Annotated in this window: 11 protein-coding genes; 1 reads left to right on the forward strand and 10 read right to left on the reverse strand. The window is 72.1% G+C overall.

What is annotated here, in order from left to right; all coding sequences use genetic code 11:
• Positions 1-38: 38 nt before the first annotated feature.
• Both ABTY61_RS15250 and ABTY61_RS15255 read right to left on the reverse strand, forming a co-directional pair.
• A complete protein-coding gene (locus tag ABTY61_RS15250; protein WP_350505440.1) occupies positions 39-800 on the reverse strand; it encodes a TIGR03936 family radical SAM-associated protein in 762 nt (253 codons plus the stop codon).
• A 222-nt stretch (positions 801-1,022) separates the two neighbouring features.
• Positions 1,023-2,951: a TIGR03960 family B12-binding radical SAM protein gene (locus ABTY61_RS15255; protein ID WP_350505441.1), complete on the reverse strand. Its 1,929-nt coding sequence runs from the start codon at positions 2,949-2,951 to the stop codon at positions 1,023-1,025.
• Positions 2,952-3,404: 453 nt separating this feature from the next.
• Between ABTY61_RS15255 and ABTY61_RS15260 the strand changes: the two genes are divergently transcribed.
• Positions 3,405-4,718, forward strand: coding sequence for a M14 family zinc carboxypeptidase (locus ABTY61_RS15260; protein ID WP_350505442.1), 1,314 nt, complete (start codon positions 3,405-3,407; stop codon positions 4,716-4,718).
• Positions 4,719-4,795: 77 nt separating this feature from the next.
• Here the strand turns inward: ABTY61_RS15260 and rodA are convergent, their stop codons facing one another.
• From rodA to folC, 8 genes are all read right to left on the reverse strand, one after another.
• Positions 4,796-5,995: a rod shape-determining protein RodA gene (rodA, locus tag ABTY61_RS15265; RefSeq protein WP_350505443.1), complete on the reverse strand. Its 1,200-nt coding sequence runs from the start codon at positions 5,993-5,995 to the stop codon at positions 4,796-4,798.
• A complete protein-coding gene (mrdA, locus tag ABTY61_RS15270; RefSeq protein ID WP_350505444.1) occupies positions 5,992-8,364 on the reverse strand; it encodes a penicillin-binding protein 2 in 2,373 nt (790 codons plus the stop codon). The genes rodA and mrdA overlap by 4 nt, the downstream gene beginning before the upstream one ends.
• Before the next feature lie 93 nt (positions 8,365-8,457).
• On the reverse strand, positions 8,458-9,099 hold the full coding sequence (gene mreD / locus ABTY61_RS15275; RefSeq protein ID WP_350505445.1) for a rod shape-determining protein MreD: 642 nt from the start codon (positions 9,097-9,099) through the stop codon (positions 8,458-8,460).
• Between the two features lie 3 nt (positions 9,100-9,102).
• Positions 9,103-10,056 (reverse strand): rod shape-determining protein MreC, encoded by a 954-nt coding sequence (gene mreC, locus ABTY61_RS15280; protein WP_350505446.1) that lies wholly within the window; start codon positions 10,054-10,056, stop codon positions 9,103-9,105.
• 96 nt (positions 10,057-10,152) lie between these two features.
• On the reverse strand, positions 10,153-11,178 hold the full coding sequence (locus ABTY61_RS15285) for a rod shape-determining protein MreB (protein WP_317621116.1): 1,026 nt from the start codon (positions 11,176-11,178) through the stop codon (positions 10,153-10,155).
• A gap of 329 nt (positions 11,179-11,507) precedes the next feature.
• A complete protein-coding gene (gene ndk / locus ABTY61_RS15290; protein ID WP_350505447.1) occupies positions 11,508-11,921 on the reverse strand; it encodes a nucleoside-diphosphate kinase in 414 nt (137 codons plus the stop codon).
• Between the two features lie 92 nt (positions 11,922-12,013).
• A complete protein-coding gene (locus ABTY61_RS15295; RefSeq protein ID WP_350505448.1) occupies positions 12,014-12,358 on the reverse strand; it encodes a DUF4233 domain-containing protein in 345 nt (114 codons plus the stop codon).
• Between the two features lies 1 nt (position 12,359).
• The gene (folC, locus tag ABTY61_RS15300) at positions 12,360-13,760 is read right to left on the reverse strand and encodes a bifunctional tetrahydrofolate synthase/dihydrofolate synthase (protein WP_350505449.1); all 1,401 of its coding nucleotides are present in this window, start codon (positions 13,758-13,760) and stop codon (positions 12,360-12,362) included.
• Positions 13,761-13,842: the final 82 nt, after the last annotated feature.

The following is a 13,842-nucleotide window of genomic DNA, read 5'->3' on the forward strand; positions in this document are numbered from 1 at the left end:
TAGGCGGACGCGGTAGCGCGCGGCCCGCCGGCCGTTTCTCAGCCGGCGGGGGCCGCGGCGCGGTCGAGCGCCAGCGGGTCGGTCACCGTGCCGGACTCCTCGTCGAGCGGCCCCTGCGCCAGCCTGGTCACCTCTGCGGGGACCGGCGGCGCCAGGTCGGCCGTCGCACGGAGACCGGACAATACGTCGTCGGGTCGTACGGCGGGTGTGGCGTGTCGTACTACCAGGCGCAGTATCGCACAGGCACGGCCGGTCCGAACATCGCGGTCGGTTCCGACCGCCGTGTCCGCACCGCCGTCGACCTGCGGCTCGACGACCTCGAGCGCCGCCACCGCACCGCGCGCGTCGAAGACCCGCACGCCGTTCTTGGTCCGGCGCTCGACCTCGACCTTCTCCTCGGCGAGGAACCTGCGGACCGCCTCGGCGGCCTCGGCCGGCTCGACGCCGTCCAGACGCACCAACCACTCGGAGGCCTCCAGGCGCTCCACGAAGTTGGGCGTCCGCACCTCCACGGCGTCGATCACGTCCAGTCCGTCCGGCAGCGACCCGTCCAGCTGCGCCCGCAGCTGCTCCGGGTCGCGCACGGCGGCCAGGCCGATCTCCAGGTACTCCGCCTCGCTCGCCACCCCGGTCGGGGCCGCGTTCGCGTAGGACACCTTGGGGTGCGGGGTGAAGCCTGCCGAGTAGGCCATCGGAACGGCGGACCGGCGCAGGGCGCGCTCGAAGGCGCGCTGGAAGTCACGGTGGCTGGTGAAGCGGAGCCGGCCGCGCTTGGTGTAGCGGAGACGAATCCGCTGCACCGTCGGCGCGGGAGGCGGACCGTCGGGCGTGCGGCGTGCCAGGGTCGCTCAGTCCTTTGGTCAATTGTCCCCGTCCGGCGCGGCGCAAACCCGCCACTGTCCGGACTCTGTCACCCCAAAGGGTACGCGCCCCGCCACCCCCTTCGCTCCGCCCCTGGTCAGCCGCCCACGACCGACCCCCGCCCGGAACACTCCGAACGGGGGTCGAAAGGCCTGCGCCGCCTACTTGTTGACGACCGTCAGCGGCAACATCTTCTTGCCCGTCGGGCCGATCTGGATCTTGGTGTCCATCTGGGGGCACACGCCACAATCGAAGCACGGCGTCCAGCGGCAGTCGTCGACCTCGACCTCCTCCAGGGCGTCCTGCCAGTCCTCCCACAGCCAGTCCTTGTCGAGGCCGCTGTCCAGGTGGTCCCAGGGCAGCACCTCCTCGTAGGAGCGCTCGCGGGTGGTGTACCAGTCGACGTCGACGCCGGTGCCGGCCAGGCCCTTCTCGGCGGAGGCCATCCAGCGGTCGTACGAGAAGTACTCGCGCCAGCCGTCGAAGCGGCCGCCGTCCTCGTAGACCGCGCGGATGATCGCGCCGACCCGGCGGTCACCGCGGGAGAGCAGGCCCTCGACGATGCCGGGCTTGCCGTCGTGGTAGCGGTAGCCGATGTTCTTGCCGTACTTGCGGTCGCCGCGGATCGAGTCGCGCAGCTTGGCCAGGCGGGCGTCGGTGGCCTCGGCGGACAGCTGCGGGGCCCACTGGAACGGGGTGTGCGGCTTGGGCACGAACCCGCCGATGGAGACGGTGCAGCGGATGTCGTTCTGGCCGGTGACCTCGCGGCCCTTCTGGATGACGTTCTTCGCCATCTCGCCGATCTGGAGCACGTCCTCGTCGGTCTCGGTGGGCAGGCCGCACATGAAGTACAGCTTCACCTGGCGCCAGCCGTTGCCGTAGGCGGTGGCGACGGTGCGGATCAGATCCTCCTCCGACACCATCTTGTTGATCACCTTGCGCATGCGCTCGCTGCCGCCCTCGGGGGCGAAGGTGAGGCCCGAGCGGCGCCCGTTGCGGGACAGCTCGTTGGCGAGGTCGATGTTGAAGGCGTCGACGCGGGTGGACGGCAGCGACAGGCCGATCTTGTCCTCGGTGTAGCGGTCGGCCAGGCCCTTGGCGATGTCGCCGATCTCGGTGTGGTCGGCGCTGGACAGCGACAGCAGGCCGACCTCCTCGAAGCCGGTCGCCTTGAGCCCGCGCTCGACCATCTCGCCGATGCCGGTGATGCTTCGCTCCCGCACGGGGCGCGTGATCATGCCGGCCTGGCAGAAGCGGCAGCCCCGGGTGCAGCCGCGGAAGATCTCCACGGACATCCGCTCGTGCACCGTCTCCGCGAGCGGGACCAGCGGCTGCTTGGGGTACGGCCACTCGTCGAGGTCCATCACGGTGTGCTTGGACACCCGCCACGGCACGCCCGGGGCGTTCGGCACGACGCGGCCGATCCGGCCGTCGGCCAGGTACTCCACGTCGTAGAACTTCGGCACGTACACCCCGCCGGTGCGCGCCAGGCGCAGCAGCAGCTCGTCGCGCCCGCCCGGACGGCCCTCGGCCTTCCAGGCGCGGATGATCTCCGTGATGTCGAGGACGGCCTGTTCGCCGTCGCCGATCACCGCGCAGTCCAGGAAGTCCGCGATCGGCTCGGGGTTGAACGCCGCGTGGCCGCCGGCCAGGACGATCGGGTCCTCGTCGGTGCGGTCCTTGGCCTCCAGCGGGATGCCGGCCAGGTCGAGCGCGGTCAGCATGTTGGTGTAGCCGAGCTCGGTGGAGAACGACAGCCCGAACACGTCGAAGGCCTTGACCGGGCGGTGGGCGTCCACCGTGAACTGCGGGACGCGGTGCTCGCGCATCAGCGCCTCGAGGTCCGGCCAGACGCTGTAGGTGCGCTCGGCCAGCACGCCCTCGCGCTCGTTGAGCACCTCGTAGAGGATCATGACGCCCTGGTTGGGCAGCCCGACCTCGTAGGCGTCGGGGTACATCAGTGCCCAGCGGACGTCGCAGGCGTCCCAGTCCTTGACGGTCGAGTTGAGCTCGCCGCCGACGTACTGGATCGGCTTCTGGACGTGCGGGAGGAGGGCCTCCAGGCGTGGGAAGACCGATTCGACAGTCATGTACTAGGAACCCTTACGACGTGATTCGGTGCCGCGAGTCGGCACGGGAGGGGTGACCCTCAAGAGTAGCCCAATCCGGGGAACGACCGATCCGGGCCACCGGCGCCCGACCGCGCGCTCCGGTGCGTTCCGCGCCCACCGGTGACCGCCCCGGCACGCGCGGTGCGCGCCCGCCGCCCGGCGTCGTCCGCCGTTGACACGCCCGGAGGGCCCGTGCGGTACTGACAGGGCCCTGCCCGAGGCCCTGCGCCCCTTCCGGAGAGGGGAGTTGGGTCGTACGCTCGGCCAACGCCGATTCCCCGGCGGCCCGCTCGCCCCAGCACGCCCTCCCCCGTCCCCGCGCGGCCCCCTCCCCCGGCCCCGCAGAGCCCGTCCCCGGCCCGCAAGGCCGCGTCCGGCGGCGCGGCACGCCCGCGCGCCCCGGCGGCCGTGCGACCGGTCGCAAGGAGAACCATGACCGACACCGGTCGGCGGGTCCGGCCCCTGACCCTGCGGACCCCCGACGCCCGGCCCGCCCGCTACCCCACACCGTCCCAGGCCGAGTGCGCGGCCCGCCGCCTCGCCCTGCGCCACCCCGACCGCTGCCGGCTGCGCGAGGTGGGCCGCTCCCGGGCCGGGCGCCCGCTGCTGCTGCTCTCGGTGGACCGCGGGCCGCGCACCGCCCTGGTGGTCGGCGGCCCGCACCCGAACGAGCCGATCGGCACCGCCGCCGCCGTCCGGCTGGCCGAGGTACTGCTGGAGCGCCCCGCCCGGCCCGGCCTGTCCTGGCACCTGCTGCTGTGCCTGGACCCGGACGGCGCCGCCCTCAACGCCGGCTGGCTGGACGGCCCGCTCACCATGGGCCGCCACTACGAGCACTTCTTCCGCCCCGCCTTCGAGGAGCAGCCCGAACTGCTGCCCGCCCCCGGCTCCGGCCGCCCGCCGATGCCGGAGAGCCTGGCGCTGACCGGGCTGATCGACGAGCTGCGCCCCTTCCTGCAGTGCTCGCTGCACGGGGTGGACTTCGGCGGCGCCTTCGTCCAGCTGACCGGCCCGGTGCACGGCCTGGCCGAGCGCTTCGCCCGTTCCGCCGACCGGGCCGGTATCCCGCTCGACGTGGACTCCTACGACGCCGTCGGCTGGTCCAGCCCCGCCCCCGGCACCTATCTGATGCCGGCGCCCGGCAGCACCGACACGCCCCGGGCGCTGCCGGACGAGCCCGAGCTGTCCACCTGGTCGTACGCGGCCCGGCACGGCGCGGTGACCGCCGTCCTGGAGGTCCCGATGTGGGCCGTGGACGCGGTCGGCGACTCCCGCGTCCACCCGGCCGGGCCGCGGGTCGTCGGCGAGGCCGCCCGCGAGCTCACCCTCCGCACCGAGCAGCTCTCCGCGCTGCTCGCCCGCGTCCCGGCACAGGCCCGGGAGGAGTACGGCCCGCTGCTGCGCACCGCCGAGTTCAACCTGGCGGTGGCCCCGCGGGTCGCCGCCGAGTGGCTGGAGCTGTGGTGCCCCGCACCGCTGAGCGCCGCCCGGGCGACCACGGCCGGGCTGGTCGCCGCCCGGCTGCCGCTGCGGGTGGCCTCGGTCCTGCTGCGGCTGCTCGCCGACGCCCGCGGCCCGGCCGCCGAGGCCACCCGGGAGCGCGCCCGCGCCGTGGTCGCGGACAGCCTGGACCGGCTGCGCCACCGCTTCGGCGCCCGCTGGGTGCCGGTCCAGGAGCAGTTGGCCCACCAGACCCGGGCGGTGCTGACCGCCGCGGACTGCCTGCTGCACAGCCAGAGCGCCTGACGGTCCGTCAACTTCCCTCCAGGGAAAGGAGAAGGGCCGGTCCGAAGGAATCCGGACCGGCCCTGGGAGCCGAACGCTCAGGCCGCTATCGGCCGTTGGCTGCGCACCGCCTGGAGCAGCCCGATGCCGATCCAGACCGCGAACATCGAGGAGCCGCCGTAGGAGACGAAGGGCAGCGGGATGCCCGCGACCGGCATGATGCCCAGGCACATCCCGATGTTCTCGAAGGCCTGGAAGGAGAACCAGGCGATCACCCCGGCCGCCACGATCGTCCCGTACAGGTCGGTCGCCTGGCGGGCGATCCGGCAGGCCCGCCAGAGGATCACGCCGACCAGCGCGATGATCGCCAGTGCCCCGACGAAGCCCAGTTCCTCACCGGCGACGGTGAACACGAAGTCGGTCTGCTGCTCCGGCACGAACTGCCCGATGGTCTGCGTCCCGTGGAACAGCCCCTTGCCGGTCAGCCCGCCCGAGCCGATCGCGATCCGGGCCTGGGCGGTGTTGTAGCCGACGCCGTTGGGGTCGAGCTGCGGGTTGGCGAAGGCGGCGAAGCGGTCGATCTGGTACTGGCTGAGCAGCCCGAGCTTCCAGATCGCGATGCTGCCGCCGACGCCGAGCGCGAGGATGCCGAGCACCCAGCGGTTGGCGGCGCCGGAGCCGAGCAGGATGCCGAGCACGATCGCGGACATCACCATGACCGACCCGGCGTCCGGCATCAGCAGGACCAGCCCCATCGGCAGGCAGGCCCAGAGCAGGCCCCGGAACACCGCCCGGTGCGAGGGGAACTCCCGCTCCCCCGCGTCCACCTGGTCCGACAGCACGACGGCCATCGCCAGCATGATGGCGATCTTCGCGAACTCGGCCGGCTGGACGGAGAAGCCGCCGCCGAGCTGGATCCACGAGTGGGCGCCGTTGACGGTCGAGCCGATCGGGCTGAGCGTCGCCAGCAGCAGCAGGATCACGCCGACGTAGACGAAGGGCACCAGGGTGCGGACCCGCCGGGCTCCTATCGCTATCACCACGGCGCACAGCACCAGGCCGATCACGAAGTTCGTCAGGTGCCGGTAGAGGAAGTACTGCGGGTCCCCGTGGGTGAGGTTGTCGCGTCCGCGGGTGGCCGACCAGACCAGCAGCGAGCCGACGAGCGAGAGGGCCAGGCCGGCCAGCAGCAGTATCCAGTCCAGCCGCCAGAGCGGGGAGTCCTTGGCCAGGGCCTTGGAGACCCCGCTGCGCTGGGGGCTCAGCCGCAGCTGGCGGTACGAGCCGTAGGAGGTCATGCCCGTCCCCTTCCCGGGCGGTTCGGTTCGAGCGCGGCGTCGACCGCGGTGTACGGCGCCGGGCTGCCGGCCGGTGGCGTCGGATCGAGGAAGGCCACCGCGGGGTCGTGGTCCACCTGCGCGGCCGCGACCGCGCCGGCCTGCGCCGGAGCGAGCGGGGCGAGCTGGGCGGCCTGAGCGGGCTGCGCGGGCTGGGAGGGCTGGGCGAGCTGCGCGGGCTGGGCGACCGGCGCGCCCGTCCCCTGCACCGCCCCGGCGTCGTAGGAGGCCGGCTTGATGATCGCGGTGCCGTCCGGGTTGAACTTCGGCAGCTGGCTCTGCGGCGCGGGCAGCAGCGCCTTGCTGTTGTCGATGTTGCCCTTGTCGTCCACGCCGTACAGCGCCTGGTAGATCCGGCGGACGGCGTCGCCGGAGCCGCCGGAGCCGGTGCCACCCTGGCTGATCGTCATGACGACCGCGTAGTCCTTGCTGTACGTGGTCAGCCAGGAGGTGGTCTGCTTGCCCTCGACCTCGGCGGTGCCGGTCTTGGCGTGCAGCTCGATCTTGTTCTGCGGCCAGCCGGCCCCGGCGAACTTCCAGGCGGCGGTGCCGCTGGTGATGACGCCCGCGGTGGCCTGGTCGATGTAGCTGAGCAGCTTCTGGTCGCCGGGGAACTTGGCGTCCTCGTGCGGGGCGATCTCGCGGACGAGGTCCCCGCTCGGGCTTATCACCGCCTTGGCGATGGTCGGCCGGTAGAAGGTGCCGCCGTTGGCCAGCGCCGAGTAGATCCGAGCCATCTGGACCGGGGTGACGAGGGTGTCGCCCTGGCCGATCGCGAAGTTGACGGCGTCACCGGCGCGCATCTGGTAGCCGTCGACGCAGTTCTCCCGGGCGATCTGGTCCGAGAAGCTGTTGCCGCCCTTCTGCGCCTGCGCGCACCAGGCGTCCTTGTTGTTGTCGTAGAAGGACTGCTTCCACTGCCGGTCCGGCACCCGGCCGGGGACCTCGGCCGGCAGGTCGATGCCGGTCTTGGCGCCGAGGCCGAACTCGTGGGCGGTCTTGAAGAACCAGTCGCCCGGGTTCTTCGGCTTGATGCCGCCGTCCTTCATCCACTGGTCGTACGCCAGGCCGTAGAAGACGGTGTCGCAGGAGACCTCCAGCGCCTTCTCCAGGGAGATGGAGCCGAAGTTCTCGCTCTCGAAGTTCTTGAACTCGCGGCCGCCGATGGTGAGGCTCTTGGGGCAGGCGTAGGTGCCGTCCAGCGAGTAGCCGGCCTGCACGGCGGCGGTGGTGGAGACGACCTTGAAGGTCGAGCCGGGGGCGGACTGACCCTGTATGGCCCGGTTCAGCAGCGGGAAGTTGGAGTCCTTGCTGGTCAGCGACTGGTAGTCCTTGCCGCTGATGCCGCCCACCCACAGGTTGGGGTCGTAGGTCGGGGCGCTGGCCATCGCGACGATCCGTCCGGTGTGCACGTCCATCACGACGGCGGCGCCGGAGTCGGCCTCGTAGTTGCGGTTGGTGACCTTGTCGAAGGTGTTCCTGGCGTCGTTCATGGCCTGCGCCAGGTTGTCCTCGACGACCTTCTGCACCCGGGCGTCGATGCTGGTGACCAGGTTGTCGCCGGTCTGCGGGGCGACGCTGCCGGCGGTGCCGATCACCCGGCCGAGGTTGTCGACCGCCAGCTTGGTGATGCCCGCGGTGCCGCGCAGGTCGCGGTCGTACACCGACTCCAGGCCGGCCCGGCCGATCTGGTCGGCCGGCAGGTAGCGGTCCAGGCCGCTCTTGGCGGCGGTCTTGCTGACCTCCTCGTCGGTGACCGGCGAGAGGTAGCCGAGCACCTGGGCCATGTTGGCGCCCTCGACGCCGGTGTAGCGGCGCACGGCGGTGGGCTGCGCGGTGACCCCGGGGAAGTCCTCGCGGCGCTCCATTATCTGCATCGCCTGCTGGGTGGTCGCCTCCTTGGTGACCGGGATCGGCTGGTAGGGGGAACCGTTCCAGCAGGGCTGCTGGGTCTTGGCGTCGCAGAGCCGGACCTTCTCCTGCACGTCCTTGGCGGGCATCCCGAGCACCTCGGCGAGCCGGCCGAGCACCCCCTTGCCGCCGTCCTTCTGCTGGAGCAGCGAGGTGCGGCTGACGGACACCACCAGCCGGGTCTCGTTGCCGGCCAGGATCCGCCCGGAGGCGTCCAGGATCTCGCCGCGGACGGCCGGTTCGACCACCTCGCGGATGTGGTTGCCGGTCGCCTTGGCGGTGTACTCCTTGGCGTTGCGGATCTGCAGGTACCAGAGCCGTCCGCCCAGGGTGGCGAGCAGCGACAGCACCAGGATCTGCAGCACCACCAGACGGATCGTCACCCGCCGGGTACGGCCGGTCTCGGGGATGTTGCTCACGTCTCGTGCGCTCCAGGGGTGCGGGGGGGTCAAGAGGTCTGGGGCCGAACGGACCGGACGGGCCTGAGGGCCCGCGGGGCCGGGCCGGGCGGGTTACGGGCGCCGGGCGAAGCCGGGCACGCGCCGCTTCTTGTACGACGGGCCGCTGGAGACATCGCGCGTGGTGCGGTAGCGGGCCAGCGAACCCAGCCCGGGACCGCCCTCGTCGTCGTCGCTGGCGGCGGTCACCGGGTCGCGCCCGAAGCGGCGGCCGAGCAGCATCACCAGCGGCACCACGAACGGGGCCAGCAGCAGGTCGTACAGCAGGGCGCTGATCACCAGGCCGCCGAGGCCGACGTGCCGGGCCGCGGTGTCCCCGACCAGGGCGCCGACCATCGCGTACAGCAGGGTGGAGGCGATCGCCGCCGCGCCGACGACCAGCAGCGCGCTGGAGACGGAGCGCTGGCGCCCGTGCTCGGGGCGCAGCAGCCCGGCGGCGTAGCCCATCAGGCAGAGCACCAGCGCGTAGCGGCCGATCGCGTGGTCGGAGGGCGGCGCGAGGTCGGCGAGCAGGCCGGCCGAGAAGCCGACCAGGCAGCCGCCGGTCGGCCCGTAGACCATGGCCAGGCCGACCACGACGAGCAGCAGTATGTCCGGGGTGGCCCCCGGGAGCTGGAGCCGGCCGAAGACGCTGACCTGGAGGATCAGGCCGAGCAGGATCAGGACGGCGGAGACGGGGATGCGGGCGAGGCGCATGGCTCAGTTCCCCCCAGTGGGCTTGGCGGGCGGCGCGGCGGGCGCGGAGGTCTGCGGCTGGGCGGGCGCGCCGGGGGCCTGGCTCTGCCCCGGGGTGGGGGCGGGCGGCAGCACGGCGTCGCGCGGGTCGGCCCGCGGCGGCACGACCACCACGCCGACCAGGTCCAGCCGGGTGAACTGGACGAAGGGCTCGACCAGGACGGTCTTGGTCAGCTGGCCCGCGTTGGCCTGGACCTCGGTGACCTTGCCGACCGGCACGCCGGGTACGAAGGGGCGGCCGCTCTGCGAGCCGAAGGTGACCAGCCGGTCGCCGGCCTTGACCTGGGCCTTGCCGTTGAGCAGGGAGACCTTCATCGGACTGTCGCCGCCGCCGGAGGCGAAGCCGATCTCACCGCTGCCCTCCAGCCGGGTGCCGGCCGTGAAGCCGGGGTCGGAGGCGAGCAGCACGGTGGCGGTGGTCGGGCCGACCGTGGTGATCCGGCCGACCAGGCCCTGGCCGTTGATGACGGTCATGTCGCGGGTGAGGCCGTCGTCGCTGCCGGCGTCGACGGTGATGGTCCAGGAGAAGCCCTGGGCCGGGCCGATCGCGATGACCTGGGCGGCCTTGACGGTGTAGCCGCCGGCGCCGGCGGTGCGCAGCAGGTCGTCCAGCTGCTTGGTGCGCCCGGCGGCCATGTCGGAGGAGGCGAGCTTCTGCCGCAGTTCGGTGTTCTCGCGGGCGAGCTGGTCGGTGCGGCCGCTGTCGGTGGCGGCGTCGCGGAAGGCGCGGACGGTGTTCGCGACCGGGTCCACGACGTCGGCGGCGCCGCGCTCGACCGGGCCGAGGACTCTGGCGGCGGCGTGCCGGGCCGGGCCGAGCGGGGAGTCCTCACCGCCCTTGATGTCCACGGTGATGAGCGCGAAGGCGACGGCCACCAGCAGGATGAGCAGCAGCCGGCTCTCTCGTGTGTCCCTCACGGTGCTGGTACTGCCCCTTCGTACCTGGCTGCCGCCCGGGGCTGTGGGGCCCGGGCGGCGGCCCGTTCAGTCGAGTGTCGGGTTGTCGTCGTGGTGCTAACGGCGCGGCGAGGCGTCCAGTACCTGCTGGAGCGCCTCGAACTCCTCGACGCACTTGCCGGAGCCGAGCGCGACGGAGTCGAGCGGGTTCTCGGCGATGTGGATCGGCATGCCGGTCTCGCGGCGCAGCCGCTCGTCCAGGCCGCGCAGCAGGGCGCCGCCGCCGGTGAGCACGATGCCGCGGTCCATGACGTCGCCGGCCAGCTCGGGCGGGCACTGGTCGAGGGTGGTCTTGACCGCGTCGATGATCGAGTTGACCGGCTCGTCGATGGCGGCGCGGACCTCGGCGGCGGAGATGACCACGGTCTTGGGCAGGCCGCTGACCAGGTCGCGGCCGCGGATCTCGGCGTGCTCGTCCTTCTCGCCCTCCATGCCGAAGGCGCTGCCGATGCTCATCTTGATCTGCTCGGCGCTGCGCTCGCCGAGGAGGAGCGAGTACTCCTTCTTGATGTGCTGGACGATCGCGTTGTCCAGCTCGTCGCCGGCGACCCGGATGGACTGGGCGGTGACGATGCCGCCGAGGGAGATGACGGCGACCTCGGTGGTGCCGCCGCCGATGTCGACGACCATGTTGCCGGTGGCCTCGTGGACGGGCAGGCCGGCGCCGATGGCGGCGGCCATCGGCTCCTCGATGATGTGCACCTGGCGCGCGCCGGCCTGCGAGGAGGCCTCGATGACGGCGCGGCGCTCGACGCCGGTGATGCCGGAGGGCACGCAGACCACGACGCGCGGGCGGGCGAGGTAGCGGCGGCGGTGGATCTTGAGGATGAAGTAGCGCAGCATCCGCTCGGTGATCTCGAAGTCGGCGATCACGCCGTCCTTGAGCGGGCGGATGGCGACGATGTTGCCCGGCGTGCGGCCGATCATCTTCTTGGCCTCGGCGCCGACCGCCAGGATGCCGCCGGTGTTGGTGTTGACCGCGACGACGGACGGCTCGTTGAGGACGATCCCCTTGCCCCTGACGTACACCAGCGTGTTGGCTGTTCCGAGGTCGATCGCCAAGTCGCGGCCGATGAACGACAGGTTGCTCGCCATGGGGTGTGGGTGCCTTCCCGGGCTCGGAGTTCTTGAGGGGTGGACGGATGCACGCCCACGCTTGGGCGGAGCCAGCTGAGCTGCCTTACCGGGCCCTTGAGTCGCGTCCATCGTAGTCACGCCGCACGGCACGGACATCGACGCGGGGCATACCGTCCATTGTCCGGAGCGTGATCGCTTCTCCGAGCATTGGGACGCCGTGTCGGCGTTCCCAGTTCCCTATTTCACGATAAGAATGCCCCGGCCGGGCCAATGGTCCCGACCGGGGCAGTACCAACGTCCTGCCGGGGCGTGTCGCCCGCAGGCGGGCGCCGGTGTCAGGCGTTCGCGGGGAAGAAGATCTTGATCTCGCGCTCGGCGGACTCCGGGGAGTCGGAGGCGTGGATCAGGTTCTCGCGGGTGATGGTCGCGTAGTCGCCGCGGATGGTGCCGGAGCCGGCCTCCAGCGGGTTGGTGGCGCCGGCCAGCATCCGGATGCCCTTCACGACCTCCTCGCCCTCGACGATCATCGCGATCGACGGGCCGGAGGTCATGAACTCCAGCAGCGGCTCGTAGAACGGGCGGCCGACGTGCTCGGCGTAGTGCGTCTCCAGGGTCTCCCGGTCGAAGGTGCGCAGCTCGACGGCGGTCAGCTGCCAGCCGGCCTTGCGCTCGATGCGGCTGATGATCTCGCCCGCCAGGCCGCGGCGGACGGCGTCGGGCTTGAGCAGGACGAGAGTGCGCTGGGACACGGTGCGTCTCCTGGGGATGCGGTACGGCATGCGGTATGGGGCAGAGGTTACCTTGCGTGAACGACCGGTCGGTTCCCCCCGTCCGACCGGCGTCAGGCGGCCTGGGCCTCGGCGGCGGCGCGGGCGGCCTTGAACGCGTCGACCTTGCGGCCGTAGTGCACCGAGCACCACCACAGGCCGGCGAAGACCACGCCGAGGCCGAACATGGTCGGCAGGACGAAGCCGCTGGCGATCAGGCCGATCTGCAGCGCCCAGCCGATCTGCACCGCGCCGGGGCGGTTGATCATGCCGCAGAGCGCGATGCAGAGCGCCATCGCGATGCCGCTGACGATCCACACGGCGGCCGTCGAGACACTGGAGAGCTGCATCGCGACCAGCGCCGCGAACATGATCAGCAACGCCTCGCCGATCAGCGTCGAGGAGCAGAGCGTCCTCATGTCACTTCCTCCCGAGCAGCAGGCGGGCCTCGCCCACCGTGATGACCGAACCGGTGACCAGCACCCCGGCGCCGCCGAGGTCGCCCTCCTCCTCGGCCAGGGTGACGGCCGCGGCGATGGCGTCGTCGAGGCGGGGCTCGACCTGGACCCGGTCGTCGCCGAAGATCTCGACGGCCAGGGCCGCGAGGGCGTCCACGTCCATCGCGCGGTGGGTGGAGTTCTGGGTGATGACGACCTCGGCCAGGATCGGCTCGAAGGCCTCCAGCACGCCGGCCACGTCCTTGTCCCCCGAGGTCCCGATCACGCCGACCAGGCGGGTGAAGCCGAAGGACTCGTTGATCGCGGAAACGGTGGCCCGGGCGCCGTGCGGGTTGTGCGCGGCGTCCAGGATGATCGTGGGGCTGCGGCGGACGACCTCCAGGCGGCCCGGCGAGGAGACGCCGGAGAAGCCCTGGCGGACCTTGTCGACGTCCAGCTGCCCGCCGCGGGCGCCGCCGACGCCGAAGAAGGCCTCGACCGCGGCCAGCGCCAGCGCGGCGTTGTGCGCCTGGTACTCGCCGTGCAGCGGGATGAAGACGTCCTCGTACTCCTCGCCGCCGAGCCCGCGCAGCGTCACCAGCTGGCCGCCGACCGCGAGCTCACGACGGATCACGCCGAACTCCATGCCCTCGCGGGCGACGGTGGCGTCCACCTCGACGGCCCGGCGCAGGATGACCTGGGCGGCGTCCAGCTGCTGCTGGGCGACCACGGCGACGGCGCCGGACTTGATGATCCCGGACTTCTCGACCGCGATCTCGCCGGTGGTGTCGCCGAGCTTGTCGGTGTGGTCCAGGCCGATCGGGGTGATCACGGCCACCGCGGAGTCGATGACGTTGGTGGCGTCCCAGGAGCCGCCCATGCCGACCTCGACCACCCCGACGTCCACCGGGGCGTCGGCGAAGGCGGCGTAGGCCATCGCGGTGAGCACCTCGAAGAAGGACATCGGGACGGGCTGGGCGGCGTCGACCATCTGCACGTACGGCTCGATGTCGCGGTAGACCTCGACGAAGCGCTCCGGGCTGATCGGGAGGCCGTCCAGGCTGATCCGCTCGGTGACGCTCTCCACGTGCGGGCTGGTGTAGCGGCCGGTGCGCAGCTCGAAGGTGTTGAGCAGCTGCTCGATCATCCGGGCGGTGGAGGTCTTGCCGTTGGTGCCGGTGATGTGGATGGAGGGGAAGGACCGCTGGGGCTGGCCCAGGATGTCCATCAGCGCCTCGATCCGGTCGAGCGAGGGCTCCAGCTTGTTCTCCGGCCAGCGCTTGGAGAGCTCCAGCTCGACGTCGCGCAGGGCGTCGCCGGTGCTGGCGCTGTCGCCGTCGGCGGGGCGGAGGGTGTACGGATTCGGGTCGGCCTTGTCGCTCACGTCCACAGTCTACGGAGCGGTGGCGGCCCGTCCTCACAGGGCGAGGGCGACGGCGCCCGCGGGGAGCCCCGCGCGGCGGCCG

The organism is Kitasatospora sp. NPDC096128 (genome assembly GCF_040303105.1).
Taxonomy (GTDB): domain Bacteria; phylum Actinomycetota; class Actinomycetes; order Streptomycetales; family Streptomycetaceae; genus Kitasatospora.